Genomic DNA, 26,990 nt, shown 5'->3' with positions numbered 1-26,990 from the left:
ACTGCGCGGCGCGGAGTGGGCGCCGCATACGAACCTTAGGGAGAGAGACATATGCCGATCTACGACGCCCCGACCAAGGACATGCAATTCGTCCTGCACGATGTGCTGGATGTGAGTGCGCAGGACATTCCGGGCTACGAGGACCTGGACCGCGAATTCACCGATGCGATCCTGGGCGAGGCGGGCAAGATCGCGATGGAGGTGATGCAGCCCCTGAACGCCACGGGCGACGAAGAGGGCTGCGTCCTGGAAAACGGCGTGGTGCGCACGCCGAAAGGGTTCAAGGAGGCGTTCGATCAGGTCCGCGAGGGCGGCTGGACGGCGCTGGATTGCGACCCGGAGTATGGCGGGCAGGGCCTGCCCTACGTGATGTCGACGGCGGTGGGCGAGATGTTTTCGTCGGCCAACATGGCGTTCAACATGTATCAGGGCCTGACCCACGGCGCCTATAACGCGATCCACGCCCATGGGTCGGAGCAGCAGAAGGCGACCTATCTGCCGAAGATGGTGAGCTGCGAGTGGGGCGGGACGATGAACCTGACCGAGCCCCATTGCGGCACGGATCTGGGCCTGATCCGCACCAAGGCCGAGCCGCAGGAGGATGGGAGCTTCCGCATCTCGGGTCAGAAGATCTGGATTTCGGCCGGTGAGCACGACATGTGCGACAACATCATCCATCTGGTTCTGGCCAAGATCCCGGGCGGGCCGGACGGGGTGAAGGGGATTTCCCTTTTCATCGTGCCGAAGTTCCTGGTGAACGAGGATGGCTCGCTGGGCGAGCGGAATTCGCTGTCCTGCGGCGGCCTTGAGAAGAAGATGGGCATCCACGGCAACGCGACCTGCGTGATGAACTACGACGGCGCGGTGGGCTACCTGATCGGGGAAGAGCACAAGGGCATGCGCGCCATGTTCACCATGATGAACGAGGCGCGGCTGGGTGTGGGCCTGCAGGGCTATGCGCAGGGCGTTGTCGCCTACCAGAACGCTTTGGGCTTCGCGAAGGACCGGCTGCAGGGCCGCGACGCGACCGGCGTGAAAGCACCCGAAAAGCCCGCCGATCCGATCATCGTGCATCCCGATGTCCGGCGGAACCTGATGGACCAGAAGAGCTTTGTCGAAGGCGCGCGGGCCTTCACCTTCTGGGGCGCGTCCCTCATCGACCGGTCGCACAAGGCGGGCGATGACGAGGCCGAGGCGATGATCTCGCTTCTGACGCCGGTCATCAAGGGCTTCCTGACCGACAAGGGGTTCGAGACGACGGTGCTGGCCCAGCAGACGCTGGGCGGGTCGGGCTTCACCCGGGAATGGGGGCTGGAACAGTTCGTGCGCGATTGCCGGATCACGATGATCTACGAGGGCACGAACGGGATCCAGTCGCTGGATCTGGTGGGCCGCAAGCTGGCCCAGAACGGCGGCAAGACGGTGATGGCGTTCTTCGAGATGGTGAAGGCGTTCATCAAGGAGAACGAGGGGAACGCGGCGCTGAAGGCCGATTTCCTCGATCCGCTGAAGGCGGCGTCGAAGGATCTGCAGGCGGCGGGGATGTATTTCATGCAGAACGGCATGAAGAACCCGAATGCGGCTTTGTCGGGGTCTTACGACTTCATGCATCTCTTCGGTCATGTCTGCCTCGGGCTGATGTGGGCGCGGATGGGCAAGGCGGCGCTGACGGCGCTGGAGGGCGGCGCGTCGGATACGGAGTTCTACGAGACGAAGCTGGCGACGGGCCGCTACTACATGGCCCGCCAGCTGCCGATGACCGGCACGCACCTGGCCCGCATCGAAAGCGGGGCCGAGCCGGTGATGGCGCTGGAAGCGGCGAATTTCTGAGACGGGCAGGGCGGCCTTTCGCGGGCCGCCCTTTCCATACGGGAGGAACGATGACCGAACGGCTGCCCTTGCGGGAGCGTGATGTCCGTGGCCTTGGCTGGGGCCGCCTGCCTGCGGCTCTTGCGTCGGCGCGAGTGGCGGGTTCGGGAGTTGAGTATTTTCGGCCAGATGAAGATGGCAGATCCACTTCGCCCGTCCACGGCACTCGGCGGCTGCCCTGCGGCCGTAGAGGGGCGGAGCTTCACCTGGCGCGGTCATCGGCTCTCCAGCCTGTACCGCGATCCGAGGATAGGCGCGTTAACCTTAATGGCCGGTTAGCGGAGAAGAGTGTTTCCGCTTCATCTGGCCAAAAATACTCAAATCGGCGGGTGCCGTCGGACCGACGGCCGGGAGGGGTGAGATGACGATCGAGCTGCATTGTTTCGGAGAGAGCGGGAACGCCTACAAGGCGGCGCTGACGCTGGAGTTGTCGGGGCTCGGTTGGCGGCCGGTCTTTGTCGACTTCTTCAACGGCGCGACGCGGAGCCCGGAATTCAAGGCGCTCAATCCGATGTATGAGGTCCCCGTCATGGTCGATGGCGACCTGGTGCTGAGCCAGTCGGGTGTCATCCAGGATTACGTGGCCGAGACAAGCGGCAAGTTCGGCTGGACCGGCGATGCGGAGCGGCGGGAGATCCTGCGCTGGCTGCTCTTCGACAACCACAAGCTGTCGGGTGTGGGCGGGCCCTTGAGGTTCAACATGAACTTCCTGCCCGAGGCCAAGCGGAATGCGGATGTGAACGCGTTCATGGCGATGCGGCTGAACTCGGCGCTGAAGGTGCTCGATGCCAATCTCGAGGGGCGGGACTGGCTGGTGGCGGATCGTCCGAGCATCGCGGATCTCGCCTGCTGCGGGTATCTTTTCTACGACGAGCCTTTCGGCTTCGACCGCAGCGCTTATCTGAATATCGACCGCTGGCTGACGGGGATCGCCGCCCTGCCAGGATGGAAACACCCTTACGACCTGATGCCCGGCTCCCCCGCGGACCGCGCCTGAACGAGGAGAGAGACATGACCCAAGACGCCTATATCTACGACGCGGTGCGGACGCCGCGGGGCAAGGGCCGCAAGGACGGGGCGCTGCACGAGGTGACGGCGGCGCGGCTGTCGGCGCTGACGCTGAACGCGGTGAAGGAACGCAACGGGCTGGACGGCTATGCCGTCGAGGACGTGATCTGGGGCAACGCCACGCAGGTGGGCGAGCAGGGCGGGTGTCTGGCGCGGACCGCCGTGCTGGCCTCGGACCTCGACGAGAGGATCCCGGGCCTGTCGATCAACCGGTTCTGCGCCTCTGGCATGGAAGCGGTGAATCTGGCCGCGAACCAGGTGAAGGGCGGTGCGGGCCACGGCTATATCGCCGGCGGGGTCGAGATGATGGGCCGGGTCGCCATGGGATCGGACGGGGCGGCGATCGCCGTCGATCCGTCGATCGCGATGGACACCTATTTCGTGCCTCAGGGGATCTCGGCCGATATCATCGCGACGGAATACGGGATCAGCCGGGACGATGCGGATGCCTATGCGGTCGAAAGCCAGAAGCGCGCCAAGGCCGCCTGGGACGACAAGCGGTTCGAGAAGTCCGTCGTGACCGTGCGCGACGTGAACGGCGTGCCGATCCTGGATCATGACGAATACATGCGGCCGGGAACCGACATGCAGTCGCTCGGCGCGCTGAAGGCCTCTTTCAAGGAGATGGGCGAGGTGATGCCCGGCTTCGACAAGGTCGCGATCATGAAGTACCCGCATCTGGAGCGGATCAACCACATCCACCATGCGGGCAACTCGTCCGGCATCGTGGACGGGGCCGCGGCGGTGCTGATCGGCGACAAGGCGTTCGGCGAGGCCAATGGCCTGACGCCGCGGGCGCGGATCAAGGCGACGGCCAAGATCGGGACCGATCCCACGATCATGCTGACCGGGCCGGTGCCCGTGACCGAGAAGATCCTGGCCGAGACGGGCATGGAGATCGGCGATATCGACCTTTTCGAGGTGAACGAGGCCTTCGCCAGCGTCGTGCTGCGTTTCGTGCAGCGGTTCGACGTCGATCATGCGAAGCTCAACGTCAATGGCGGCGCGATCGCGATGGGCCACCCGCTGGGCGCGTCGGGCGCGATTATCATCGGCACGCTGCTGGACGAGATGGAGCGGACCGACAAGGAAGTGGGCCTCGCAACGCTCTGCGTGGCGTCCGGCATGGGCGCGGCCACGGTGATCGAGCGGGTCTGATCCGGTGACGGGATCCGGCCAGCCGGGGGAATCGGGCGGGACACCGCCGGGCGGCCCCGTGGCCGGAGACCTCACGCCGGACCGGGCGCAGCGGCTTTACCAGGAGATGCTGGACAGGATGGGCGCGGCCTACGAAAGCGGAGATTTCGATGATTACTGCGAGGTGATCGAATGGCCCTTCACGCTCGCGACGTTCGATCACACGATCACGATGCGGACGAGATCCGACCTGCGGGTGATGTTCGACGCGTTCCGGAAACGACTGGAGCAGATCGGCGTCACGCAGTTCGTGCGAACCTGCCTTGCCGCGCAGTTCCAGGGGCCGGAGCGGATCGAGGGGACCCATGTCTCCTCCTGCCTGCGGGGCGGGATCTATATTGAGGATCCGTTTCCGGTGACGTCGATCATGAAGCTGCGCGGCGATCTCTGGAAAGCCGCGTCGTCGCAAAATGCGCTGCCCGACCCCTCGCTCTTCAACCAGGTGATGGTCGAGGCGGGCCGGAAGATTTGCCCTAAGGGGCCTGAGACAACACGAGACTGAGGAGAGAGAGATGACCGATTTCACGATGGAGACGGATGCCGACGGCGTGGCCGTGATCACCTGGGACACCCAGGGCAAGTCGATGAACGTGATGAGCCAGCAAGGGTTCACCGATCTCGACAACCTGGTGGCCGAGGCTCTGGGTGACGATGCGGTGAAGGGGATCGTCATCACCTCGGGCAAGGACGGCTCGTTCGGCGGCGGGATGGATCTGAACGTCATCGCCAAGATGAAGGACGATGGCGGGGATGATCCGGCGACGTCGCTATTCGAGGGCGTGATGGACATGCACGGCGTGCTGCGCCGGATCGAGCGGGCAGGGATAGACCCGAAGACCAACAAGGGTGGCAAGCCGATCGCGGCGGCCTTGCCCGGCACGGCCTTGGGGATCGCGCTGGAGATCCCGCTGGCCTGTCACCGGATCTTTTGCGCGGACAACCCGAAGGCCAAGATCGGCCTGCCCGAGATCATGGTCGGCATCTTCCCCGGTGCGGGCGGCACGACCCGGCTGGTGCGCAAGATGGGGGCGATGGCGGCATCGCCTCTGCTGCTGGAAGGCAAGCTGAACGATCCGAAGAAGGCGAAGGCGGCGGGTGTCATCGACGAGGTCGTGGACGATCCGGTCGCGGCGGCGAAGGAATGGGTTCTGTCGGAACCGAAGATCGTTAAGCCGTGGGACGAGAAGGGCTACAAGATGCCGGGCGGGGCGCCCTATCATCCGGCGGGCTTCATGACCTTCGTCGGCGCCTCGGCCATGGTGAACGGCAAGACGCAGGGCGTCTATCCGGCGGCCAAGGCGCTTTTGTCCGCCGTCTATGAAGGGGCGATGGTGCCCTTCGACACGGCGCTGAAGATCGAGGCGCGGTGGTTCACCAATGTGCTGCTGAACCCGTCCTCGGCCGCGATGATCCGGTCGCTGTTCATCAACAAGGAGGCGCTTGAGAAAGGCGCGAACCGCCCGGACGTGGCCGATGAGACGGTGAAGAAGGTCGGTGTGCTGGGGGCTGGCATGATGGGGGCGGGGATTGCCCTGGTCTCGGCGCTCGCCGGGATCGAGGTCGTCCTGCTCGACCAGAAGCAGGAGGCGGCCGACAAGGGCAAGTCCTACACCGCCGATTACATGGACAAGGGCATCGCGCGGAAGAAGGCGACCGAGGAGAAGAAAGAAAAGGTGCTGGGGCTGATCACGGCCACGACGGATTACGCAGCGCTGGCTGGCTGCGATCTGATCGTCGAGGCCGTGTTCGAGGATCCGGGGATCAAGGCCGAGGTGACGGCGAAGGTCGAAGAGGTCGTGGGCGAGGACTGCATCTTTGCCACCAACACCTCCACCCTGCCGATCACGGAGCTGGCCAAGGCCAGCAAGCGGCCGGAGCAGTTCATCGGGATCCACTTCTTCTCGCCCGTCGACAAGATGATGCTGGTGGAGATCATCAAGGGCAAGGAGACCGGACCGCGGGCCGTGGCCAAGTCGCTGGACTACGTGCGGCAGATCCGGAAGACGCCGATCGTGGTGAACGATGCGCGGTTCTTCTACGCCAACCGCTGCATCATCCCCTACATCAACGAAGGCGTGCGGATGGTGAAGGAGGGCGTGGAGCCCGCGCTCATCGAGAACGCGGCCAAGCTGGTGGGGATGCCGCTGGGACCGCTGCAGCTGACGGACGAGACGTCGATCGATCTGGGCGTCAAGATCGCCAAGGCAACCAAGGCCGCGATGGGCGATGCCTATGACGATGCGGCGGATGACGTGATCTTCTGGATGGCCGATGAGGGGCGCCTGGGCCGGAAGGCGCAGGCGGGCTTCTACGCTTATGACGAGACCGGCAAGCGGCAGGGGCTGTGGGACGGGTTGTCTGCGCGGTACCCGGTGGCGGACATGCAGCCCGAGCTGGTCGAGGTGCAGCATCGGCTCCTGTTCGCGCAGGTGCTCGAGGCGGTCCGCGCGCTGGAAGAAGGCGTGCTGGAGGATATCCGCGAAGGCGATGTCGGTGCCATCCTCGGCTGGGGCTTCGCGCCGTGGTCGGGCGGGCCGTTCTCTTGGCTCGACATCATCGGGGCGCCCTATGCGGCGGAGCGGTGCGATGAACTTGCCGCGTCCCATGGCGAGCGGTTTGCCTGCCCGGCGCTGCTGCGCGAGATGGCCGAGAAGGGTCAGAGCTTCTACGGCCGGTTCGGCGCGGAGGCGAAGGCGGCGGCCTAAAGCTTTGCCCCGATGGGGCTTGCGCCATGCCTTCGGGCCCTGACGGGCCCTGCGCCTGTCGCCAGGGGGCGCGGTCCTTGCGGACCGCGCCTCTTTCTCTTTGGTCGAGGGAGGTCCGATATCTCAGGGTGGGGTGTTTGAGGCTGATATCGGTATGAGTATTTTTGGCCAGATGAAGCCGGATCAGGAAGCTGCGGGGCCGTCCTCGAATCTGTAGCCGAAGCGGGCGATATCTTCGGCGCAGAGGTCGGCGATGAGGGCGGCAGTCTGGTCGGTATAGGCTGTGCGATAGTCGCGCGGGCGGTCGGAGGCGTTGGAGCGCGGCAGGGTGAGGGAAAAGCCCAGATGGGCGTTGAGCGGGGGGATGTCTTCGGCAAGGTTTTCGAGGCGGATGTAGAGATCGGCGCGGTCGGTCCCGGTGCTGTCGCGCATGTAATGGGCGGCCGGTATGCGGAGGGCGTTGCGGGTCTGGGGGGCTGTGACGAAGCCTGCGAAGTCGGTGCTTTTGGCAAGCGGGACAGCGGGGTGCGGGAAGTCCTGGGCGCGGAGCCAGTGGTAATAGCTGACCATCCGGTCCCAGGGATTGCGCACCAGCGTGAAGATGAGGGAGCGGTCGAGATCGTCGGGTGTCAGGAGCCCCTCGGCCTCGGCGAGGGTGCTGTGTTTCCAGAGGCGGCCGCGGGTCTTGACCCCCTTGAGGCGCTTCTTGCGGCGGCGGGCCTTGGGCGTGTCGCCCACGAGGATATCGTCGGCCGCGGCGCGCTCCTCAAGCGCGAGCGCCATGGAGGTGCCGCCGGTCTTGGGGATGTGGACGAAGATGTAGCGCCGCTTGCGGGAGAGGATCATGGGCGCATCCTGCCTTGCCGCTGCAGGATGCGGCAAGCGGCGCCTTTCCACTGGAAAGACAGCGCCTGCTTGCGGCAGGATGGGCGAACACTGCTTTGGGAGGAGCGGCCGATGGGTTGGATGGCGGATGAGACGGGGCTGGGCAAGTGTGCGGCGAACTACGTGCCGCTGACGCCGCTGAGCCACCTGGTGCGGGCGGCGGAGGTGTTTCCGGAGCGGGAGGCGCTGGTTTATGGCGCCCAGCGGACAAGCTACCGGGAGTATCATGCGCGGGTGTCGCGGCTGGCCTCGGCCCTCGTGACGGCGGGGGTGACGCCCGGAGAGGTGGTGGCGACGCTGATGCCGAATATCCCCGCCCAGGCGGAGGCGCATTTCGGGGTGCCGGCCTGCGGGGCGGTGCTGAACACGATCAACACCCGGCTGGATGTGGCAACGGTGGCCTACATCCTGGACCACGGCGGCGCGAAGGTGCTGATCGCGGACAGCCAGTTCTTGCCGCTGGCCATGGAGGCGATCGCCGAGATGGAGGGGGACGCGCCGCTGGTCATCGAGGTCCCGGACCCCGAGGAGGGCGTGCCGGGGCTGGGGGAGCAGGTGGATTACGAGGATTTCCTCGCGACCGGGGATCCCGATTTCGACTGGATCCTGCCGGAGGACGAGTGGGAGAGCCTGTCGCTGAATTATACGTCCGGCACGACGGGCAAGCCGAAGGGTGTCGTCTACAGCCATCGCGGCGCCTATCTGCTGACGATGGGGACGCCCGTGAGCTGGCGGATGACGCTGTTCCCGGTGATCCTGCAGATCCCGCCGCTCTTTCATTGCAACGGCTGGCATCACGTCTGGATGGCGCCGATGCTGGGGGGGCGGGTGGTCTGCTGCCGGAATGTGACGGCAAAGGCGGTCTATGACGCGATCGCCGATGAGGGGGTGACCCATTTCGGAGGCGCGCCGATCGTTCTGAACATGCTGATCAACGCGCCGGAGGACGAGCGGCGGGCGTTCGATCATCTGGTGCGGGTCTACACGGCGGGGGCACCGCCGCCTGCGGCGACGCTTTCGCGGATCGAGGCGCTGGGGTTTGAGGTCACCCATGTCTACGGGCTGACCGAGACCCATGGGCATGTCACCGAATGCCTGTGGCAGGAGGAGTGGAAGGATCTGCAAGGGGACGCGCGGGCGGCGAAGAAGGCGCGGCAGGGGGTGCCCTATCCGATGATGGAGCCCTCTGCGGTGCTGGACAGGGACGGCAAGCCGGTGCCGCGGGATGGGGAGACGCAGGGCGAGATCGGGCTGCGCGGCAATGCGGTGATGAAGGGATATTACCGCAACCCGAAAGCCACGGCGGAGGCGTTCGCGCCGGGATATTTCCTGTCGGGCGATCTGGGGGTGCATCACCCGGACGGCTACCTGCAGATCGCGGATCGGGCGAAGGATATCATCATCTCGGGCGGGGAGAATGTCTCGTCTGTCGAGGTCGAGGGGGTGCTAATGCACCATCCGGCGGTGCTGCTTTGTGCTGTCGTGGCCAAGCCGGACGACAAGTGGGGCGAGGTGCCGTGCGCCTTTGTCGAACTGAAGGCGGGGGCGGAGGCGGACGAGGCGGAGCTGATCGCTTTCGCCCGTGAGCGGTTGGCAGGGTTCAAGACACCGAAGGCGGTCGTCTTCGGGGAATTGCCCAAGACCTCCACCGGGAAGATCCAGAAATTCGAGCTGAGGAAGGTCGCGGCGGGGGCGTGAGGACTGTCACGTGGATGCGGTGATGGACGGGCCCTGAAGGCTCGGCTAGGCTGACGGTCCTGAGCGAGGCAGAACAAAGAGCGGTCCCTTTGGCGACGACGGCACTCGACCGGTATCAGCGGCTTGAGAGCGGCGGGTTGTGGCGGCCCGATCCGGACGCGCAGCGGCGCGATGTGGTCGTGACGTTCGGCGAGGCGACGCTGGTGATCTCGGACAAGGCGGGGCGGGCGTTGAGCCATTGGTCGCTGCCGGCTTTGCGGCGGGAGAATCCGGACGAAGTGCCGGCGCTCTATTCGCCCGGCTTGGATGGCGGCGAGACGCTGGAGATCTCCGACACCGACATGATCGAGGCGATCGAGACGGTGCGCGGCGTGATCTCGAAAAGCCGTCCGCGGCCGGGACGGGTGCGGCTGTTGAGTGCGGGCGGGATCGCTTTGGCCATCGCGGGGCTGATGGTGCTGTGGCTGCCCGGCGCGTTGCGGGAGCACACTTTGTCGGTGGTGCCCGAGGTCAAGCGGGTGGAGATCGGGCGGGCGCTGGCTGAGGAGATTGAGCGCGGGGCGGGGCGGCCGTGCGAGGATCCGCTGGGGTTGGCCGCGCTCGATGTTTTTCGCGAGCGGATGGGGGTGGAAGAGATCCGGGTGATGAGCGCCTCGCCAAGGGCGGCCGTCGCGCTGCCCGGCGGGGTCGTGGTGCTGGACCGGTCGGTGATCGAGGATCACGAGGATCCGGCGGTGGCCGCCGGATACGTGATTGCCGCGCGGCAGGGGGCGCCGGACCCGCTGGGCGCCTTGCTCGATGCGGCGGGGACGCGGACGACCTTTCGGCTGCTAACGACGGGGCGCTTGCCGGAGGCGGCGATCCGTCGGCATTCCGAACGGCTTTTGGCGGGTGCGCAGCCGGCGGTGGAAGATGGGATCCTGCTTGCGGGGTTCGACGGGGCGGGCGTGCCGAGCCGGCCCTATGCCTTCGCCATCGACGTGTCGGGAGAGACGGTGCTGCCGCTGATCGAAGGGGATCCGTTCCGGGGGCGCGAGGCGCCACCTGTTCTGAGCGACAGCGACTGGGTGAGCCTGCAGCAGATCTGCCGGGAGTGAGCGGCTGAGCTTGCCCAGGGTCGCCGCCGGGCGGAATGGTGCAGCGGTGTTGCGCGATAGATGAGTTAGGGCGTCGCGTTGCGGAGGGTGGCGAGCCTGTCGGAGATCTCTTCGGCCGTGGGCGCTTCGTCGGAATGGCGCACGTACCAGCCAGCCTCGTAGGGCAGTTCGGCGACACTGTCGGCAAGGCAGGAGGTGTCGGCCTGGGCCAGGCAGGCCTCGGCCCGCAGAAGATGCAGGCCGGTCGTTTGCGGCGGCACGTCTGCGAAGCGGGCGATCCGGTCGAGCGCGGTTTCCGCGATACGGCGGCGCTCATGGGGCTCCGCAGCATTGGCGGCGTCGAAGGCGTAGGCCACGAACCGGTCCCATTCGGGCAAGTGGGCGAGGGCGTCTTCCTTGCGGCGTTCCTCGAGATAGGCCTCGCTGGCGAGTGCCATCTTGGCGTTTTCGAAGGCGCAGCGCGCATCGCCCGATTGGGCGCAGAGCGTGGCGGCATTACTGAAGGTCTGCGCATCCTCGAGCGAGATGCTGTCGGCGGCGGCAAGCGGCGGCGCCAGGAACAACGCGCAGGTCAGGCTGCTGCATATGGTTTGGGACAGGGTCATCTCAGGAGAAGGTCGGTTCGACATTGCAGAGGTGCTGGCGGCGGCGGTCGACGCGGGGCACCCAGGTGACGTTCCCGGCGGCGCCCGCCCGGATATAGACGCAGCCGCGGCTGTCTGCGTATTGCGCGCCGGCGAAATCCTCGGGCGGGAGTTCGGCGGGCGGGCGGATGTCGCGGATGGACGTGCCTCCGCCGGGCTGGCCCGTCGTGGCGCAGGCGGTGAGGAGGAGGGGCAGAAGAAGGATGCGCATCGGGGCCCTCATTTCGTGCCGTACATGCGGTCGCCCGCATCGCCGAGGCCGGGGACGATGTAGCCTTTTTCGTTCAGCTTCTCGTCGACGGCGGCGGTGACGATGGGGACGTCAGGGTGCGCCTCCTGCATGCGGGCGATGCCTTCGGGGGCGGCCAGCAGGCAGAGGAAGCGGATATTCGTGGCGCCTGCCTCTTTCAACAGGTCGATGGCGGCGGCCGACGAGTTGCCGGTGGCGAGCATCGGGTCGACGGCGATCACCATCCGCTGGTCGAGCCGGTCGGGCACCTTGAAGTAGTATTGGACGGGTTGGAGCGTTTCTTCGTCGCGGTAGAGGCCGACGAAGCCCACGCGGGCGGATGGGATGAGGTCGAGCATCCCGTCGAGCAGACCGTTGCCCGCCCGCAGGATCGAGACGAGCGCCAGCTTGCGGCCCGACAGTGTCGGCGCGTCCATCTCGGTCAGCGGGGTGTCGATGGGCTTGGTCGTCATCGGCAGTTCGCGGGTGACCTCGTAGGCCAGAAGGTGGCTGATCTCGCGCAGGAGTTGGCGGAAGACGGCGGTGGGCGTGTCCTTCTCGCGCATGATCGTCAGCTTGTGCTGGACAAGCGGGTGGTCGACGATGGTGACGTTTGCGGTCATGGGCGCTCCAGCTTCTTGGCGATCCGCTTTCTGGTGGCGTCATCGCAGAAAGCGGCGGCGAGTGCCACGTGGTTGAGGGCGAAAAAGTCGTCTTCCGTCCAGCCGAAGGTTTCGGAGAGCCTGTCGTATTCGCGGCGCATGGTGGTGTGGAAGAAGGGCGGGTCGTCGGTGGAGACGGTGACCTTGACGCCCTTATTGCGGAGCTTTGCGATCGGGTGGGCGGCCCAGTTGGGGACGACGCCGAGGGCGACGTTGGAGCCGGGGCAGACCTCGAGCGTGATGCCATCCTCGGCGAGGCGGTCGACCAGCGCGGGGTCATCGATGGCCTGGACGCCGTGGCCGATGCGCTCGACCGGGAGTGCGTCGAGCGTGGCGCGCACCATCTGGGCCCCGCCCCATTCGCCGGCATGGGCGGTGAGCCGGAGGCCCGCCTCTTTCGCGCAGTCGAAGGACCAGGCGAAATCGCCGGGCATGCCCACCGTCTCGGCGCCCGCAAGGCCGAAACCGGTGAGCCAGTCGTCGGCGGTCTCAGCCGCGCAGAGGGCGGTTTGCCGCGCCTGGTCCGGGCCGAAATGGCGGATGGCGGTGACGATGCCGCGCAGCGTGATGCCGTGGGTCGCCTCGGCCTGGTCTGCGGCGTCGCGGATCGCGGGGAGGTAATCGCGCCAGGCGGCCACGTCGCCGCCGCCGCAGAAATCGGGGCTGAGGAAGGCCTCGGTATAGACGACGCCTTCTTCGGCGCTTTGTTCGAGGACGGCGAGGGTGAGGCGGCGGAAGTCTTCGGGGGTCTGGAGCGGTTCGCAGGCGGCCTCGTAGACCTTCAGGAATTCGGCGAAGTCGCGGTAGGCGTAGTGGCCCTGGTCGTCGAAGATGCCGGAGATATCGATGGATTTCTCGCGCGCGAGGTCGCGGATGAAGGCGGGGGGCGCGGCGCCTTCGAGGTGCAGGTGGAGTTCGACCTTGGGGATCATTCGGGGATGTCCAGGTGACGGGCGACCATTGCGGCGACATCGGTGAAAGCCATGTGGCCGAGTTCCTTGCGGCCGAGGCCGTGGGCGAGGACCGGGACCCTTTCGCGGGTGTGATCGGTGCCAGTCCAGGTCGGGTCGTTGCCGTGATCGGCGGTGAAGATCATCAGGTCGCCATCGCGGAGTTTGTCGAGGTGGCCACGGAGGGCCTTGTCGAACCATTCGAGGTGGCGGGCATAGCCCGAGACGTCGCGGCGGTGGCCGTAGACGCTGTCGAACTCCACGAAATTGGCGAAGGTGAGGGAGGTGTCGTCGGCTTCCGTTAGGAGGTCGCCGAGATGGTCCATGAGCGTGGCGTCGGGGCCTTTGCGGACCTCGCCGATGCCGCGCATTGAGAAGATATCGCCGATCTTGCCGATGGCGTAGGTGGCGCGGCCTGCCCGTTGCGCGCGGTCGAGGATCGTGTCGCCGGGCGGGGCGATCGCGTAATCGTGCCGGTTCGCGGTGCGGGTGAAGCCGGTCTTAGGGTCGCCGATGAAGGGGCGGGCGATGACGCGGCCGACCTTCATTTCGTGCAGCATGGGGGCTGTGGCCTGGCAGAGGTCGAGGAGGCGGTCGAGGCCGAACGCGTCTTCATGCGCGGCGATCTGCAGGACGCTGTCGGCGGAGGTGTAGCAGATGGGCCAGAGGCTTTTCAGGTGCTCGGCGCCGAGATCGGCGATGATCTGGGTGCCCGAGGCGTGGCAATTGCCGAGGATCCCGTCGGTGCCGGCGGCTTTGCAGAGGGCGGCGGTGACGTTGTCCGGGAAGGCGGGGATCGTGGTCGGGAAATAGTGCCAGTCCCACGGGACGGGGACGCCGGCGAGTTCCCAATGGCCCGACGGCGTGTCCTTGCCGTTGGAGAGTTCGGTGGCGGCGCCCCAGGCGCCGGTTGGCTGGACGTCGAGCCCCGGCGCGTCGAAACCCGAGGCGAGGCGAATCGCGGGGCCGAGGCCGAGGGACGCCAGGAAGGGGACGTCGATCGGGCCTGAGCGGCCCTCCTCCGCCGCGCCCGCCGCGCAGGCCTTGGCGATGTGGCCAAGGGTGTTGGCGCCGGTATCGGGGTGGCCTGCGTTGAAGAAACGGTCGGCATCGGGGGCGCCGCCGATCCCGGCGCTGTCGAGCACGATGAGGAAGACGCGGGACATCAGGCGATCTCGGCCAGGATAAGGTCGGGTTGGGGCGGTGCCTCGCCGATCGTGATGGCAGCGGTGACGGTGCGGGCGGCCTCTTCGGCCGCCGCCTCATCGGCGGCGTGGATGCGGGCGAGGGGGTCGCCTTTGGTGATCTGCGCGCCGAGGGGCAGGATGCCTGTGAGGCCGACGGCCGGGTCGACGCGGTCGCTTTCCACCAATCGGCCGCCACCGAGATGAACGACCGCCTCACCCAGGGCGCGGCCGTCGAAGGCGGCGATGTGGCCGGAGGCGGGGGCGGGCACCTCGAGGATGACGGGGGCTTCGGGGAGGACGTTCTGCCAGGTCTTGGCGAAGTCTTTCGGGCCGCCGAGGGCGGCGATCATCTGGTCGAAGCGGTCGGCGGCGGCGCCGCTGGCGATGGCGTCGCGGATGCGTTCAGCGCCGTCTTCGGGGGTTTTGGCCAGCTTGGCTTGGGCGAGGAGGTGACCGGAAAGAATTGCCGTGAGGGTTTCGATCCGTGTGTCCTTGGCGGTGCCAGTGAGGATCTGCATCACCTCGGCCACCTCGAGGGCGTTGCCCATGGAGGGGACGAGGGGGGCGTTCATGTCCGTCACCAGCGCGGTGGTGGGCAGGCCCGCGCCGTTGGCGGTGGTGACGAGCGCCTGGGCCAGCGCCTTGGCGTCATCGAGATCGGTCATGAAGGCGCCGGAGCCCGCCTTGACGTCGAGGACCAGCGCGTCGAGGCCTGCCGCGAGTTTCTTGGACAGGATCGAGGCGGTGATCAGGTCGATGCTTTCGACCGAGGCGGTGACGTCGCGGATCGCGTAGAGGCGTTTGTCGGCGGGGGCGATGCGGGCTGACGCGCTGACGATGGCGCAGCCGGTGTCTTTGGTCATTTGGCGGAAGGCGGCTTCGCCGACATTGGTGTCGACGCCCGGGATCGCCTCAAGCTTGTCGAGGGTGCCGCCGGTATGGCCGAGGCCACGGCCGGAGATCATCGGGACGTAGGCCCCGCAGGCGGCGAGCGCCGGAGCGAGGATCAGCGAGACGCAATCGCCGATCCCGCCGGTCGAGTGCTTGTCGAGGGCGGGGCCGGGGAGATCCCATTTTAGGACGTCGCCGCTTTCGGTCATGCCGCGGGTGAGGGCGACGCGGCCGGCCTCGCCCAGGCCATTGAGCCGGACGGCCATGGCGAAGGCGCCGGCCTGCGCGTCGCTGACGCTGCCGTCGGCGAGGCCCTTCGCGAAGCCGATCAGGTCGTCGCCGGAGAGCGGCTGGCCGTCACGCAGGCGGGCGAGGATGGTGCGGGCGTCCATCTTCAGCTGCCCATATGGCCCTTGCCGAAGGCGCCCGGCAGGAGCTCGGCCACGGTCATGGAAAACTGCGTGCCCTCGGTCGTGGCCATGGTGACGACGACGTCGGGGCCCGCGAATTCCTTGATCTTCTGGCGGCAGCCGCCGCAAGGGGTGACCGGTTCGGCCCCGGCGGCGATGACGGCGAGCTCGGCGATTTCGGTATCGCCTGCGGCGATCATGGCGGCGATGGCGCCCGCTTCGGCGCAGGTGCCTTCGGGGTAGGCGACGTTTTCGACGTTGCAGCCGGTGTGGATTGTGCCGGTCGTGGAGCGGAGGGCGGCGCCGACCTTGAAGTTCGAGTAAGGCGCGTGGGCTTTCTTGCGCACTGCCGTGGCGGCGGCGATGAGCGCGTCGGTGTCGTTTTCCATGGGGCCTCCGTCGCTTGTCCGGGGAGAGTGTCGGTTGCGCTGGCCGGATGCAAGGGAACCCGCGGTCTTTCATATGCATTGGGAATGCGGAACATTAGGAGAACGAAAATGCAGAACCCCAAGGACGATCCACACGGCAATGCGATCAAGGATCCTGACGACTGGGTCACTGGCGACGAGCGGATGACCGGCGCGCAGGCGAGTTACCTCAAGACCTTGTGCGAAGAAGCGGGGGAGACGTTTGACCCCGATCTGACGAAAGCCGAGGCGAGCGAGCGGATCGATGCGCTACAGGACAAGACCGGTCGCGGAACCGGCTGACGACGCCACTTGTTTTGCCTGTGAACGACGAGGAGGTTCCCATGATCCCGCCGACCAAATCCGTTATCGACGACCCGGATGCCGAAGCCGCCGAAAGCCCGGATGCGGAAATGACCGAGAAGCAGGCCGCGGAGCTGCGTAAGCTGTGCGAGCAGTTGGACGAACCATTCGATGCGACGCTGACCGAGGCGCAAGCGCGCGAGCGGATCATCGAACTGCGTGAGCGTGCCGATAGCTGAGGTGTGACCTGGGTTTTGGTCGTGTCGCCGGACCGTTTGGATCAGGGGCGTTCGATATGTGGCGATCCTGGAAGTGTGACTTCGAGAAGTTCGATATCCGCTGAGGGTGCCGCGTAGCGGGTCGCCAGGCCGGGCGGGAGGGTGAAGGCATCTCCGGCGACGACCTGATGGGTCGGGTGGCCCTCTGCCTCCAGCGTCATCCGGCCCTCCATCACGAAGGTGAAGTGGATGTCTGCGTTGTGGGTGGTCCAGGTTGGATCGCCGTCGCCCCGGTGCAGGACCTGGACGCCTGCCACGTCGCCGGTATTCGCGGCGATCGTCGTGTCGCGGGCGATGAAGCCGGGTTGACGGGCGGGGCGCCACTCGGCGTTCCGCGCTTCATGGTGAACGAAGCGCTGGCCCTGGAAGAGGCGGTCGGGGTTCACGGTGTCGTTGGGCAGCTCCATCTCGTGGTCGATCGTGGTGACGTGTTCGGATGGGACGCCGATCTCGATCACTTCGATATTGTCGGAGGCGTAGAGGACGCGGTGGCGGATCTCGGGCGGCTGGATCACGCAGTTTCCGGCTTCGAGCCGGAAGGGCGGGCCCTGATCCTCGTAAACCAGATCGACCCAGCCGCGGTAGCAGAAGATCAGCTGAAAGCCGACCGTGTGGTAGTGCACCATGTCGGGCACCGGTCCTCCGTCGGGGATGCGGATATGGCTGGCGATGATCGACCCGCCGAGACGGCCGGGGATCAGATCGCGGTACTGCATGCCCGCGCGGCCGATGACCCAGGGCGCCTCGTCGGCGAGGCGGCGGACGGCGAAGGCATGGGCCGTCTCGGGCTGGATCAGCTGGGGGGTCAGCGGTTCGACCCTGAGGCGGGTGCCGCCGGGGCTGGTGCGGGCGGGCGTGGGCGTGTCGCTGCGCAGGATCAGGGTGGCGGGGGCGTCGTCGCAGACCTCGAGGCGGATCCGGGTGCCTTGGCCGGTCATCACGGCAGTGCGGGGATCGTCGGCGGGCATGATTGTCTCGAGCCGGAAGCCCAGCTCGCGCCCGAAGAAGGCCAGATCTCCCGACAGGTCCGTGGTCGGCAGGACAGTCTCGGCCAGGGTGGCGGCGGTGGTTTTGGGGGCGGCATCTTCCATGGGGAAAGCCTCGTCCGCTCGCGCGGCAATTGCAAGCGGCCCCGTTCCGTGGTGAAGTGGCGGCTGGACCAACAGGCGCAGGAAAGTCGTTTAACGTTAAACGATTTTCGCGGGGAGGATCAGGATGGACGACAAGCGAAGCCCGGAAGAGGCGCGCGTCGTATCCGACGGGCTGCGTCAGGCGGCTTTGGACTATCATCGCTATCCGAAGCCCGGAAAGCTGGAAATCAGCGCGACCAAGCCGCTTGCCAACGGACGCGATCTGGCGCGCGCCTATTCCCCCGGCGTCGCCGAGGCGTGTCTTGAGATCAAGGACGATCCGGATACGGCCCGCGACTACACGGCGCGCGGCAACCTTGTTGCCGTCGTCACCAACGGCTCCGCCGTATTGGGTCTTGGCAATATCGGTGGGCTTGCCTCGAAGCCGGTGATGGAGGGCAAGGCCGTTCTTTTCAAGAAGTTCGCCAATATCGATTGCTTCGATATTGAGCTGAACGAGAGCGATCCGGAGCGGCTGGCCGATATCGTCTGCGCGCTGGAGCCGACCTTCGGCGCAATCAATCTGGAGGACATCAAGGCGCCGGATTGCTTCATCGTGGAAGAGTTGTGCCGGGAGCGGATGAATATCCCTGTCTTCCACGACGATCAGCATGGCACGGCGATTGTCGTGGGCGCCGCGGCGACCAATGCGCTGCGGGTCGCGGCCAAGGAGTTTGACGATATCAAGGTCGTGTCGACCGGCGGCGGCGCGGCGGGGATCGCGTGCCTTAACATGCTGCTGAAGCTGGGGGTCAAGCGCGAGAATGTCTGGCTGTGCGATCTTCAGGGGCTGGTCTATGAGGGGCGTGAGGCGGATATGACACCGCAGAAGGCGGCCTTCGCCCAGGGGACGGAACCGAAAAGCCTGAGCGACGTGATCGCGGGGGCGGACCTGTTCCTGGGCCTGTCCGGCCCACGCGTTTTGACGCCCGAGATGGTGGAAAAGATGGCGGAAAGCCCGATCATCTTCGCGCTGGCCAATCCCGAGCCCGAGATCCTGCCGGATCTTGCACGGGAGGCGGCGCCGAACGCGATCATGGCCACCGGCCGGTCGGATTTCCCGAACCAGGTCAACAACGTTCTGTGTTTTCCGTTCATCTTCCGCGGGGCGCTGGATGCGGGGGCGACCGAGATCAACGACGAGATGCAGATCGCCTGTATCGAGGGGATTGCGGCGCTGGCCCGCGCGACGACGAGCGCCGAGGCCGCAGCGGCTTATCAGGGGGAGCAGCTGACCTTCGGGCGCGATTACCTGATCCCGAAGCCTTTCGACCCGCGCCTGATGGGGGTCGTTGCGACTGCGGTCGCCAAGGCCGCGATGGAAACCGGTGTCGCCACGCGGCCGATCGAGGATATCGCGGCCTACAAGGCCTCGCTTGATGCGTCGGTCTTCAAGTCGGCTCTCATCATGCGGCCGGTCTTCGAGGCGGCTCGGACCGCTCAGCGGCGGATCGTTTTTGCCGAGGGCGAGGACGAGCGGGTGCTGCGCGCCTCACAGGCGATCGTGGAGGATATGACCGACCGTCCGATCCTGATCGGCCGGCCCGAGGTGATCGCGGCCCGGGTCGAACGGGCGGGGCTGACGATCCTGAAGGATGTCGATTACGAGGTGGTGAACCCCGAACATGACGACCGCTACCGGGATTACTGGCAGTTCTATCACGAACGGATGGCGCGGCGCGGCGTGACGCCTGATCTGGCGCGTGCGATCATGCGCACGAATTCGACGGTGATCGGCGCGGTCATGGTGGCGCGCGAGGAGGCGGACGCGCTGATCTGCGGCACGTTCGGGCAGTATCTCTGGCACCTCAACTATATCGAGCAGATGCTTGCCTTCGACGGGCGGCATCCGGTGGGGGCGCTGAGCCTGATGGTGCTGGAATCAGGGCCGCTCTTCATTGCCGATACCCATGTTCATCCTGAGCCGAGCCCGGAGCAGATCGCCGAAACGGTGATCGGCGCCGCCCGTCATGTGCGCCGTTTCGGGCTTGAACCCAACATCGCGCTTTGCTCGCATTCCCAGTTCGGCAATCTCGACTGCGACACGGGCCGCCGGATGCGGGCGGCGCTCGAGGTGCTTGACCGGGGCGGCCACGATTTCGCCTATGAGGGCGAGATGCACACCGATGCCGCGCTCGACGAGGAGCTGCGCGAGCGGATCTTCCCCCATTCCCGGATGCAGGGCGTGGCTAACGTCCTCGTCTTCGCCAACACCGACGCGGCCTCGGGCGTGCGCAACATCCTGAAGATGAAGGGCGGCGGGCTGGAGGTCGGGCCGATCCTGATGGGGATGGGCAACCGGGCGCATATCGTGACGCCGTCGGTGACAGCGCGGGGTCTGCTCAACATGGCGGCGCTCGCCGGAACGCCGGTGGCGCATTATGGGTGAGCGGCGGTCCGGACCTTCGGGTCCGGCGATCGCTCAGGTGGAGCGATCGCGCCGCGAACGGGCGGAGCCCCGGGCTATCCGCCTCAGCTGAGCTGCGATGCTCCGTCTGACCCTCCATGTCCTGTGGATCGTCTTCCTCACGCTGCTTACTCAACTCGGTGGGCTTGCCTGGCTCGCCGCGCTTGTCTTTCGCCGCCGCTGGCTCGCCTTTGCCACGACCTATGCGCTTCTGTCCGGGATTGCCGTCATCGCCGCCCCGCAATTTGGCAGGGAGCCTCTGCCATGCGTCCCGCGGGAGGATCGGATCGCCGTCGCCTCCCCGCTCTTCTGCGTCCTGAACCGGCATTATGTCAGCCCCGAGATGGCCGCTGTCGCTGATGACCTGGCGCGCGAAGTCCCGGGCACGCGGGCGCTTGACGGGAACTTCCCGTTTGTCGACGGCTTCCCGCTCCTGCCGCATCTCAGCCACGACGATGGGGAGAAGCTCGATTTTGCATTCTATTATGACGGTCCGCTCCCCTCTCTGATCGGCTATTTTGCCTTCGAGGATGGGCCGACCGATTGTCCGAAACGCCCCGGCGATCTGCGCTGGGATCTCAATCTACTTCAATCGCTGTGGCGCGACAGCCCGCTTGATGCCGACCGGATGCGGGCGGCCCTGACCCACCTCTCAGCCGACCCGCGGGTGGGTCGGATCCTGCTTGAGCCGCACCTCAAAGCTTCCCTCGGCCTCACCAGCTCCAAGATCCGCTTCCAGGGCTGCCATGCGGCTCGCCATGACGATCATATCCATATCCAGCTCTAAGCATCGGGTTTGATCTTCATCTGGCCAAAAATACTCAAATCGGACCTTCCAATCGGGAGCTGCCGCAGATCAATATGCCTCCCGGGGCGCCGCCACCGTTCCCGTCCTGAAGCAGGAGCCCAATCATGATCACCCTGACGCAACTGGCGCTTTTCCTACCGGCTGCCTTCCTCGTAGCGATGACGCCGGGGGCCAACAACCTGCTGGCTTTCACCAATGGCAGCCGGGCGGGCCTTGTCCCCGCGGCGAAGGCGCTGACGGGTCGTATGGCCGCCTTTGCGGTCATGATCATACTCGTGGCGCTTGGCCTCGATGCGCTTCTGAGGACGTCCGAACTGGCCTTCCAGATCCTGAAATGGATCGGCGTGGCCTATCTGATCTACCTCGGCGTCAGGATGTGGCGCGCCGATCCGGAGGAGGCGATCCCCGAGGCGCGGGCGCTGGCCCGGCGGGAGTTTCTGACGGCGATGGGCAATCCCAAGGCTTATCTCCTCTTCACGGCTTTCCTGCCGCAATTCACTCAAGGGACAGAGGCGATCGCGCCACAACTCCTCTCCCTCGGGGCAATCTACCTGGCTGTCGAAGCCCTTGCGGCGATCATCTGGGCGGGCGGCGGCGCCCTGCTTGGCGCCCGCGCGCTGACGGTGGCCCGGCGCCGCTGGTTGAACCGGGGCGCGGGCGGGGTGCTGATGGTTGCGGCCGGCGGCCTTGCCGTGACGGAGCGGCGCTGAGGGAACGCCGCCCCGCCCGGCGGCTCAGCCTTTCGCGCTGCGCCGCGGCGGCCGCCGCGCCCCTTGTGCAGCCGCTTTCGTCGGTGTTCCGCTATCCGTCCAAGCCGCGCTTCGCGCGCCTTTCACCTTGATCCGTCTGGGCATGTGCCCGGCCCTTCTTCCGTCAGTCGCGACCGCTTTCTCCGGCGGCCAAGCGGCACGATAGGGCGGCTCTGCCGCTCAGGCGCATCTGTTTTCGACATCGATGTCGAAAAGCGACGCGCTTGCGCGCTGCGGCGGCGCCCGCCTAGAAATGCCGGAAGAGAGGGAGGGACGATCATGGGCTACAACGAGGTCTACAAGGCCTGGCAGGCCGATCCGGAGGGGTGGTGGCTGGACGAGGCCAGGCGGATCGATTGGGAGCGGTTTCCGTCAAGGGCGCTCTGGGACGAGAACGCGCCGCTTTACGAGTGGTTTAAGGATGGCCTGGTCAATACCTGCTGGAATGCCGTCGACCGCCATGTGGAGGCGGGTCATGGGGGGCGGGATGCCATCCTCTATGACAGCCCCGTCACCGGCGCGACGGCGCGGATCACCTATGCCGAGCTGCAGGATCGGGTCGCGCGGGTGGCGGGCGGGCTTGCCGCGCGAGGTGTCGGAAAAGGCGATCGCGTCATCATTTACATGCCGATGGTGCCCGAGGCGGTCATCGCTATGCTCGCCTGTGCGCGGCTTGGGGCGATCCATTCGGTCGTCTTTGGCGGCTTCGCGGCGCACGAACTGGCCGTGCGGATCGACGATGCGACGCCCAAGGCGATCATCGCGGGGTCCTGCGGGATCGAGCCGGGGCGGATTGTCGACTATGAGGGACTGCTGAACGGGGCATTGGCGCAATCGACCCATCAGCCGGAGTTCTGCGTCATCTTTCAACGCGAGCAATCGCCGTCGCCGCTGGTCGAGGGGCGAGATGTCGATTGGGCAGAGCTTGGGACGGCCGATCCGGTGCCGTGCGTTCCGGTGCCGGGGGATCACCCGGCCTATATCCTCTACACCTCGGGCACGACGGGCCAGCCGAAGGGCGTCGTGCGACCCACCGGCGGGCATCTGGTGGCGCTCGATTGGACGATGGACGCGATCTATGGCGTCGAGCCGGGGGAGGTGTTCTGGGCGGCGTCCGATGTCGGCTGGGTCGTGGGGCACAGTTATATCTGCTACGCGCCGCTGATCCATGGCTGCACGACGGTGATCTTCGAGGGCAAGCCGGTGGGGACGCCCGATGCGGGGACGTTCTGGCGGGTGATCGAAGAGCATGACGTGGCCGTCCTGTTCACGGCTCCGACGGCCTTTCGCGCGATCAAGCGGGAGGATCCGAAGGGCCAGATGGCCAAGGGTTACGATCTATCGACCCTTCGTGCGCTGTTTCTGGCCGGAGAGCGGGCCGATCCGGATACAATCGAGTGGGCCGAGCGGCTGCTGGGCGTGCCGGTGATCGACCATTGGTGGCAGACCGAGACGGGATATACCATCGCGGGCAATCCGTTGGGGCTGGGCCTCTTGCCGGTCAAGATCGGATCACCTGCCGTGCCGATGCCGGGATACGACGTGCATATCCTGGGCGACGATGGCCATGACCTGCCGCCGGGGGACTTGGGGGCGATCGCGATCAAGCTGCCGTTGCCGCCGGGGACGCTGCCGACGCTTTGGCATGCGGAGGAGCGGTTCCGGAAGAGCTATCTCGATCACTTTCCCGGCTACTACGAGACCGGGGATGCGGGGTACGTGGACGAGGACGGCTATCTCTGGATCATGGCCCGCACGGATGACGTCATCAACGTGGCCGGGCATCGCCTGTCGACCGGCGCGATGGAAGAGGTGCTGGCGGCCCATCCGGATGTCGCCGAATGCGCGGTGATCGGCGTGGCGGATGAGCTGAAGGGCCAGTTGCCGATGGGGTTTCTGTGCCTGAATGCCGGGACGGAGCGGTCGGCGGAAGAGATCGTCGCGGATTGCGTGCTGCTGGTGCGCGACCAGATCGGGCCGGTGGCGGCGTTCAAGCTGGCGCTTGTCGTGGACCGGTTGCCGAAGACGCGGTCGGGCAAGATCCTGCGGGGGACGATGGCGGCGATTGCCGATGGGCGGGCCTACAAGATGCCGGCGACGATCGACGATCCTGCGATTCTGGACGAGTTGACGGCGGCTTTGGGCGGGTTGGGCTACCCGCGGGGCTAGGTCCAGCGGGCCGTTTCGAGCCCGACAGCGTCGGCGACGGAGGCGTGGCCGTCCTGTTCGAGGAGCGTGTCGAGCCCGGTCGCGATCCGGGCGGCGAGGCCGATCCCTTCATAGACCAGCGCCGAGTAGAGCTGCACGGCGGAGGCGCCGGCCTTGATCTTGATATACGCGTCCTCGGCCGATCCGATGCCACCCACGCCGATCAGGGGAAGCTTTGTGCGGGCGGCGAGCTTGGCCAGGACCCTAGTGGAGATGTCGAAGAGTGGCGCACCGGAAAGGCCGCCTTTTTCGTCCCCGTGGGGAGAGGTCAGGCCGTCCCGTGTGAGGGTCGTGTTGGTGGCGACGATGGCGTCGAGTGCGGCCTCTTCGGCGACGGCTGCGATCTCGTCGAGTTCTGAATTGTCGAGGTCCGGGGCGATCTTGAGGAAGACCGGGACCGGTTCCGCCAGAGCTGCATTCGCCTCGGCCACGCGGGCGAGGAGGGCGCGCAGGGCGGCAGGCCCCTGGAGGTCGCGAAGCTTTTCGGTGTTTGGGGAGGAGACGTTGACCGTCACGAAATCGACCAGCGCGCCACAGCATTCGAGCACCTTGACGTAGTCTCCGGCCCGATCGGCGCTGTCCTTGTTCGCGCCGAGGTTCAGCCCCAGCGGGACGTCGCAGGGCTGGGCGGCGAGGCGGCGGGCGATGGCCTCTGCCCCGTCATTGTTGAAGCCGAAGCGGTTGATGACAGCCCGATCCTGAGGCAGGCGGAAGAGCCGGGGGCGCGGATTGCCGGGCTGGGGCAGGGGAGTGGCCGCGCCGACCTCGATGAAACCGAAGCCGGAGTTGCCGAGGGCGCTGACGGCTTCGGCGTTCTTGTCGAAGCCTGCGGCGAGGCCGATCGGGTTCGGGAGGTCGAGCGTGCCGATCCGGACCCTCAGCCGGTCCGATCGCACGACACCCGGCAAGGGCGCCAGTCCGCTGCGCAAGGCGCGCAGGGCCAGACCGTGCGCCTTTTCCGGATCCATCCGGTGGAGGAGGGCGAGGCCCGCCCGTTCGATCAGGCTCATTCGACGCGATCGGGCAGGACATGGTGCCCGCCGGCCATGACGAGGGTTTCGTGCCAGCGCACCTCGTCCAGTCGAAGCTTTCGGTAGAGATGCGGGAAGAGCGCGCCGCCGCGCGACGGCTCCCATTTCAGGTCGGCGCCGAGGTCGTTCGTGTGGCACGCGCAGATCACCAGCCCGCTTTCGCCCGCGAAGTGCTTGGCCAGCGTTTCGGCCACCTGGTCGGCGGTCGAGAAATGGATGAATCCGTCGGCCAGGTCGACGGGCGCGCCCGTGGTTTCGCCATCCGAGACAAGCTCTGCCCATTCCGCAGGCCGGAACACCTTGTAGATCAGCATGTCCGCCTCCTGCCGTCGCTGCGACCCAAGGTCAACATCAAACCCCCTTCGCAAAACTTTTACAAAACTGTCATGGTGAAGGCCTATCCCGACAAGGGATTCTGACAGGGAGATAAAAAGATGACCCGATTCCTTACAGCCACCGCCGCTCTTGCGCTGACCGCGGGGGCTGCATCGGCCGAATACACGTTGCATATCGTGCATATCAACGACCTGCACAGCCGGATCGAGCCGATCAACCGGTTCGATTCCACCTGCTCGGCCGAGGATAATGAGGCGGGCGAGTGCTTCGGTGGCATCGCCCGGGTTGAGACCGCGATCGAAAACCTGCGCGCGGAACTGGACGGTGAGAACCTTCTCGTTCTCGATGCGGGGGACCAGTATCAGGGCTCGCTGTTCTACACGACCTATAAGGGCGACGTGGCAATCGAGATGATGAGCCTGATCGGCTTTGACGCGATGGCGGTCGGCAACCACGAATTCGACGATGGCAACGAGGGGCTTCTGAAGCTGACCGAGGGGGTCGAGTTCCCGGTTCTATCCGGCAACCTCGACCTGAGCCGATCGGCGGATCTGCAAGACGAAGTGGAAGATCATATCATCCTCGAGGTGGGCGGTGAGCGGATCGGAATTGTTTCGGCTTTGGCCGTCGACACGACCGAGACGTCTTCCCCCGGCGACGACGTGATCTTTCAGGACGAGATCGATGCGCTGGCCGCTGACGTTCAGTCGCTGGAAGAGCAGGGCGTGACCAAGATCATCGCGCTGACCCATGTGGGCGTGAACAAGGACATGGAGATCGCCGAGGCGGTCGAGGGGATCGACGTGGTCGTGGGCGGCCATTCCCACACGCTGTTCTCGAACACGGAAGAGGGGGCGATGGCCTACCCGACCATGGTCGGCGACACGCCGGTCGTGCAGGCCTATGCCTATTCGAAGTATGTCGGCCACCTGACCGTTACCTTCGACGATGAAGGCAACGTGACCGAGGCGACGGGTGACACGATCCTGCTCGATGCGTCGGTCGAGGAAGATGAGGCGATCGTTGCGCGGATCGCCGAGCTTGGCGATCCGATCGAGGAGATGAAGACGCGTGTCGTCGCCGAGACGGCGGAGGCCATTGAAGGCTCGCGCGAGGTCTGCCGCGCGATGGAATGCCCGATGGGCAACCTCGTGGCCGACGCGATGCTCGACCGGGTGGCCGATCAGGGCGTGGTCGCCGCGATCCAGAACGGTGGCGGCCTGCGCGCGTCGATCGACGCTGGCGAGGTCACGATGGGTGAAGTGCTGACGGTGCTGCCGTTCCAGAACACGCTGTCGACCTTTGAGGCGACCGGGGAGGACATCCTTGCCGCGCTAGAAAACGGTGTGGGTCAGGTCGAAGACGGGGCAGGCCGTTTTCCGCAGGTCGCTGGTATGACCTTCACTGCCGATCTGTCCCAGCCCGCCGGAAGCCGGGTTTCGGACGTGACGGTTGCCGGTGAGCCGCTTGATCCGGGGGCGACCTATCTGATGGTGTCGAACAACTACGTCCGTAACGGCGGCGACGGTTATTCGATGTTCGAGGATGCCGCCAATGCCTATGATTTCGGCCCCGATCTGGCCGATGTGACGGCGGAGTTTCTGGCGGCGAACGGCCCTTACACGCCGTACACCGATGGCCGGATCACCATCACGGGTCAGTAAGACTTGAGGCCGGGGCGTCATAGGGACGCCCCGGTCGACCACCTCTTGCGCCTGTCCCATCCTCCGGCCTATATCGCCATTGAGCGGCGGGTATGGTGAAATGGTATCACACGAGCCTTCCAAGCTCTTGGTGCGGGTTCGATTCCCGCTACCCGCTCCAACGCTCGTCCTGCCGCG

General features: G+C 66.2%; 24 protein-coding genes, 1 tRNA gene and 1 pseudogene. 15 read left to right on the top strand and 11 right to left on the bottom strand.

From position 1 onward, the window contains the following. The first annotated feature begins 51 nt into the window (after positions 1 to 51). The 5 genes from AADZ90_RS17330 to AADZ90_RS17310 all read left to right on the top strand — a co-directional run bounded on the left by AADZ90_RS17330 (position 52) and on the right by AADZ90_RS17310 (position 6,839). A complete protein-coding gene (locus tag AADZ90_RS17330) occupies positions 52 to 1,830 on the top strand; it encodes an acyl-CoA dehydrogenase C-terminal domain-containing protein (RefSeq protein WP_367311149.1) in 1,779 nt (592 codons plus the stop codon). Between the two features lie 400 nt (positions 1,831 to 2,230). Then, positions 2,231 to 2,866, top strand: coding sequence for a glutathione S-transferase family protein (locus AADZ90_RS17325; protein ID WP_367311150.1), 636 nt, complete (start codon positions 2,231 to 2,233; stop codon positions 2,864 to 2,866). A gap of 14 nt (positions 2,867 to 2,880) precedes the next feature. Continuing rightward, positions 2,881 to 4,095 (top strand): acetyl-CoA C-acetyltransferase, encoded by a 1,215-nt coding sequence (locus AADZ90_RS17320; RefSeq protein WP_367311151.1) that lies wholly within the window; start codon positions 2,881 to 2,883, stop codon positions 4,093 to 4,095. A 58-nt stretch (positions 4,096 to 4,153) separates the two neighbouring features. Next, positions 4,154 to 4,636, top strand: coding sequence for a hypothetical protein (locus AADZ90_RS17315; protein ID WP_367311152.1), 483 nt, complete (start codon positions 4,154 to 4,156; stop codon positions 4,634 to 4,636). Positions 4,637 to 4,646: 10 nt separating this feature from the next. Beyond that, the gene (locus AADZ90_RS17310; RefSeq protein ID WP_367311153.1) at positions 4,647 to 6,839 is read left to right on the top strand and encodes a 3-hydroxyacyl-CoA dehydrogenase NAD-binding domain-containing protein; all 2,193 of its coding nucleotides are present in this window, start codon (positions 4,647 to 4,649) and stop codon (positions 6,837 to 6,839) included. Between the two features lie 183 nt (positions 6,840 to 7,022). Here AADZ90_RS17310 and AADZ90_RS17305 read toward each other — a convergent pair whose 3' ends face one another. Next, positions 7,023 to 7,685: a sulfotransferase family 2 domain-containing protein gene (locus AADZ90_RS17305; RefSeq protein WP_367311154.1), complete on the bottom strand. Its 663-nt coding sequence runs from the start codon at positions 7,683 to 7,685 to the stop codon at positions 7,023 to 7,025. Between the two features lie 111 nt (positions 7,686 to 7,796). Here AADZ90_RS17305 and AADZ90_RS17300 point away from each other — a divergent pair, with 111 nt between their 5' ends. Together AADZ90_RS17300 and AADZ90_RS17295 are read left to right on the top strand one after the other, a co-directional pair. Next, positions 7,797 to 9,422, top strand: a complete 1,626-nt coding sequence (locus tag AADZ90_RS17300) for an AMP-binding protein (RefSeq protein ID WP_367311155.1) — start codon at positions 7,797 to 7,799, stop codon at positions 9,420 to 9,422. Positions 9,423 to 9,511: 89 nt separating this feature from the next. Then, positions 9,512 to 10,519, top strand: coding sequence for a hypothetical protein (locus AADZ90_RS17295; protein ID WP_367311156.1), 1,008 nt, complete (start codon positions 9,512 to 9,514; stop codon positions 10,517 to 10,519). A 65-nt stretch (positions 10,520 to 10,584) separates the two neighbouring features. Here the strand turns inward: AADZ90_RS17295 and AADZ90_RS17290 are convergent, their stop codons facing one another. The 7 genes and pseudogenes from AADZ90_RS17290 to AADZ90_RS17260 form a co-directional block, all read right to left on the bottom strand. Beyond that, positions 10,585 to 11,124: a hypothetical protein gene (locus AADZ90_RS17290; RefSeq protein WP_411997077.1), complete on the bottom strand. Its 540-nt coding sequence runs from the start codon at positions 11,122 to 11,124 to the stop codon at positions 10,585 to 10,587. A 1-nt stretch (position 11,125) separates the two neighbouring features. Continuing rightward, a complete protein-coding gene (locus AADZ90_RS17285) occupies positions 11,126 to 11,374 on the bottom strand; it encodes a hypothetical protein (RefSeq protein ID WP_367311158.1) in 249 nt (82 codons plus the stop codon). Between the two features lie 8 nt (positions 11,375 to 11,382). Further along, the gene (gene upp, locus AADZ90_RS17280; protein WP_367311159.1) at positions 11,383 to 12,015 is read right to left on the bottom strand and encodes a uracil phosphoribosyltransferase; all 633 of its coding nucleotides are present in this window, start codon (positions 12,013 to 12,015) and stop codon (positions 11,383 to 11,385) included. Further along, the gene (locus AADZ90_RS17275; RefSeq protein WP_367311160.1) at positions 12,012 to 12,986 is read right to left on the bottom strand and encodes an adenosine deaminase; all 975 of its coding nucleotides are present in this window, start codon (positions 12,984 to 12,986) and stop codon (positions 12,012 to 12,014) included. The genes upp and AADZ90_RS17275 overlap by 4 nt, the downstream gene beginning before the upstream one ends. Beyond that, complete coding sequence (locus AADZ90_RS17270) at positions 12,983 to 14,170, bottom strand: phosphopentomutase (RefSeq protein WP_367311161.1); 1,188 nt, start codon at positions 14,168 to 14,170, stop codon at positions 12,983 to 12,985. Before AADZ90_RS17270 ends, AADZ90_RS17275 begins: the two co-directional genes overlap by 4 nt. Then, positions 14,170 to 15,474, bottom strand: a complete 1,305-nt coding sequence (locus tag AADZ90_RS17265; protein WP_367311162.1) for a thymidine phosphorylase — start codon at positions 15,472 to 15,474, stop codon at positions 14,170 to 14,172. The genes AADZ90_RS17270 and AADZ90_RS17265 overlap by 1 nt, the downstream gene beginning before the upstream one ends. A 2-nt stretch (positions 15,475 to 15,476) precedes the next feature. Continuing rightward, positions 15,477 to 15,938 (bottom strand): annotated as a pseudogene (locus AADZ90_RS17260) (cytidine deaminase); the annotation flags it as partial. A 51-nt stretch (positions 15,939 to 15,989) separates the two neighbouring features. Here AADZ90_RS17260 and AADZ90_RS17255 point away from each other — a divergent pair. Both AADZ90_RS17255 and AADZ90_RS17250 read left to right on the top strand, forming a co-directional pair. After that, positions 15,990 to 16,202: a DUF3072 domain-containing protein gene (locus AADZ90_RS17255; RefSeq protein ID WP_367311164.1), complete on the top strand. Its 213-nt coding sequence runs from the start codon at positions 15,990 to 15,992 to the stop codon at positions 16,200 to 16,202. 41 nt (positions 16,203 to 16,243) lie between these two features. Beyond that, the gene (locus AADZ90_RS17250; RefSeq protein ID WP_367311165.1) at positions 16,244 to 16,441 is read left to right on the top strand and encodes a DUF3072 domain-containing protein; all 198 of its coding nucleotides are present in this window, start codon (positions 16,244 to 16,246) and stop codon (positions 16,439 to 16,441) included. A gap of 41 nt (positions 16,442 to 16,482) precedes the next feature. On the opposite strand, the gene AADZ90_RS17245 is transcribed toward AADZ90_RS17250, so the two are convergent. Beyond that, entirely contained in the window at positions 16,483 to 17,571 is a 1,089-nt protein-coding gene (locus AADZ90_RS17245) for a cupin domain-containing protein (RefSeq protein ID WP_367311166.1), read from the bottom strand. A 124-nt stretch (positions 17,572 to 17,695) separates the two neighbouring features. On the opposite strand from AADZ90_RS17245, the gene AADZ90_RS17240 reads away from it, so the two are divergent. The 4 genes from AADZ90_RS17240 (at position 17,696) to AADZ90_RS17225 (ending at position 23,743) form a co-directional block, all read left to right on the top strand. Continuing rightward, positions 17,696 to 19,999, top strand: coding sequence for an NADP-dependent malic enzyme (locus AADZ90_RS17240; protein WP_367311167.1), 2,304 nt, complete (start codon positions 17,696 to 17,698; stop codon positions 19,997 to 19,999). Positions 20,000 to 20,096: 97 nt separating this feature from the next. Further along, positions 20,097 to 20,804, top strand: a complete 708-nt coding sequence (locus AADZ90_RS17235) for a hypothetical protein (protein ID WP_367311168.1) — start codon at positions 20,097 to 20,099, stop codon at positions 20,802 to 20,804. A 125-nt stretch (positions 20,805 to 20,929) separates the two neighbouring features. Then, complete coding sequence (locus tag AADZ90_RS17230) at positions 20,930 to 21,535, top strand: LysE family translocator (RefSeq protein WP_367311169.1); 606 nt, start codon at positions 20,930 to 20,932, stop codon at positions 21,533 to 21,535. 318 nt (positions 21,536 to 21,853) lie between these two features. Continuing rightward, entirely contained in the window at positions 21,854 to 23,743 is a 1,890-nt protein-coding gene (locus AADZ90_RS17225) for a propionyl-CoA synthetase (protein ID WP_367311170.1), read from the top strand. Here the strand turns inward: AADZ90_RS17225 and AADZ90_RS17220 are convergent. Both AADZ90_RS17220 and AADZ90_RS17215 read right to left on the bottom strand, forming a co-directional pair. Next, entirely contained in the window at positions 23,740 to 24,792 is a 1,053-nt protein-coding gene (locus tag AADZ90_RS17220) for a quinone-dependent dihydroorotate dehydrogenase (RefSeq protein ID WP_367311171.1), read from the bottom strand. The genes AADZ90_RS17225 and AADZ90_RS17220 overlap by 4 nt on opposite strands. Next, on the bottom strand, positions 24,789 to 25,127 hold the full coding sequence (locus AADZ90_RS17215; protein ID WP_367311172.1) for a DUF952 domain-containing protein: 339 nt from the start codon (positions 25,125 to 25,127) through the stop codon (positions 24,789 to 24,791). The genes AADZ90_RS17220 and AADZ90_RS17215 overlap by 4 nt, the downstream gene beginning before the upstream one ends. A gap of 120 nt (positions 25,128 to 25,247) precedes the next feature. Here AADZ90_RS17215 and AADZ90_RS17210 point away from each other — a divergent pair, with 120 nt between their 5' ends. Both AADZ90_RS17210 and AADZ90_RS17205 read left to right on the top strand, forming a co-directional pair. After that, on the top strand, positions 25,248 to 26,813 hold the full coding sequence (locus AADZ90_RS17210) for a bifunctional metallophosphatase/5'-nucleotidase (RefSeq protein ID WP_367311173.1): 1,566 nt from the start codon (positions 25,248 to 25,250) through the stop codon (positions 26,811 to 26,813). An 86-nt stretch (positions 26,814 to 26,899) separates the two neighbouring features. Beyond that, positions 26,900 to 26,973 (top strand) — tRNA-Gly (locus AADZ90_RS17205). Positions 26,974 to 26,990 lie beyond the last annotated feature (17 nt).

This window comes from Aestuariibius violaceus, assembly GCF_040779325.2.
GTDB classification, from domain to species: Bacteria; Pseudomonadota; Alphaproteobacteria; order Rhodobacterales; family Rhodobacteraceae; genus Aestuariibius; species Aestuariibius violaceus.
Note: the sequence above shows the minus strand (reverse complement) of the source record. Positions and strands in the feature narration are given on the sequence as shown.

Coding starts and splice junctions, on each gene's coding strand:
- AADZ90_RS17330 (WP_367311149.1), top strand. CDS start 52: ATGCCGATCTACGACGCCCCGACCAAGGACATGCAATTCGTCCTGCAC.
- AADZ90_RS17300 (WP_367311155.1), top strand. CDS start 7,797: ATGGGTTGGATGGCGGATGAGACGGGGCTGGGCAAGTGTGCGGCGAAC.
- AADZ90_RS17255 (WP_367311164.1), top strand. CDS start 15,990: ATGCAGAACCCCAAGGACGATCCACACGGCAATGCGATCAAGGATCCT.
- AADZ90_RS17270 (WP_367311161.1), bottom strand. CDS start 14,170: ATGTCCCGCGTCTTCCTCATCGTGCTCGACAGCGCCGGGATCGGCGGC.
- AADZ90_RS17325 (WP_367311150.1), top strand. CDS start 2,231: ATGACGATCGAGCTGCATTGTTTCGGAGAGAGCGGGAACGCCTACAAG.
- AADZ90_RS17290 (WP_411997077.1), bottom strand. CDS start 11,124: ATGACCCTGTCCCAAACCATATGCAGCAGCCTGACCTGCGCGTTGTTC.
- AADZ90_RS17250 (WP_367311165.1), top strand. CDS start 16,244: ATGATCCCGCCGACCAAATCCGTTATCGACGACCCGGATGCCGAAGCC.
- AADZ90_RS17265 (WP_367311162.1), bottom strand. CDS start 15,474: ATGGACGCCCGCACCATCCTCGCCCGCCTGCGTGACGGCCAGCCGCTC.
- AADZ90_RS17275 (WP_367311160.1), bottom strand. CDS start 12,986: ATGATCCCCAAGGTCGAACTCCACCTGCACCTCGAAGGCGCCGCGCCC.
- upp (WP_367311159.1), bottom strand. CDS start 12,015: ATGACCGCAAACGTCACCATCGTCGACCACCCGCTTGTCCAGCACAAG.
- AADZ90_RS17215 (WP_367311172.1), bottom strand. CDS start 25,127: ATGCTGATCTACAAGGTGTTCCGGCCTGCGGAATGGGCAGAGCTTGTC.
- AADZ90_RS17245 (WP_367311166.1), bottom strand. CDS start 17,571: ATGGAAGATGCCGCCCCCAAAACCACCGCCGCCACCCTGGCCGAGACT.
- AADZ90_RS17310 (WP_367311153.1), top strand. CDS start 4,647: ATGACCGATTTCACGATGGAGACGGATGCCGACGGCGTGGCCGTGATC.
- AADZ90_RS17230 (WP_367311169.1), top strand. CDS start 20,930: ATGATCACCCTGACGCAACTGGCGCTTTTCCTACCGGCTGCCTTCCTC.
- AADZ90_RS17220 (WP_367311171.1), bottom strand. CDS start 24,792: ATGAGCCTGATCGAACGGGCGGGCCTCGCCCTCCTCCACCGGATGGAT.
- AADZ90_RS17285 (WP_367311158.1), bottom strand. CDS start 11,374: ATGCGCATCCTTCTTCTGCCCCTCCTCCTCACCGCCTGCGCCACGACG.
- AADZ90_RS17320 (WP_367311151.1), top strand. CDS start 2,881: ATGACCCAAGACGCCTATATCTACGACGCGGTGCGGACGCCGCGGGGC.
- AADZ90_RS17305 (WP_367311154.1), bottom strand. CDS start 7,685: ATGATCCTCTCCCGCAAGCGGCGCTACATCTTCGTCCACATCCCCAAG.
- AADZ90_RS17225 (WP_367311170.1), top strand. CDS start 21,854: ATGGGCTACAACGAGGTCTACAAGGCCTGGCAGGCCGATCCGGAGGGG.
- AADZ90_RS17240 (WP_367311167.1), top strand. CDS start 17,696: ATGGACGACAAGCGAAGCCCGGAAGAGGCGCGCGTCGTATCCGACGGG.
- AADZ90_RS17235 (WP_367311168.1), top strand. CDS start 20,097: ATGCTCCGTCTGACCCTCCATGTCCTGTGGATCGTCTTCCTCACGCTG.
- AADZ90_RS17210 (WP_367311173.1), top strand. CDS start 25,248: ATGACCCGATTCCTTACAGCCACCGCCGCTCTTGCGCTGACCGCGGGG.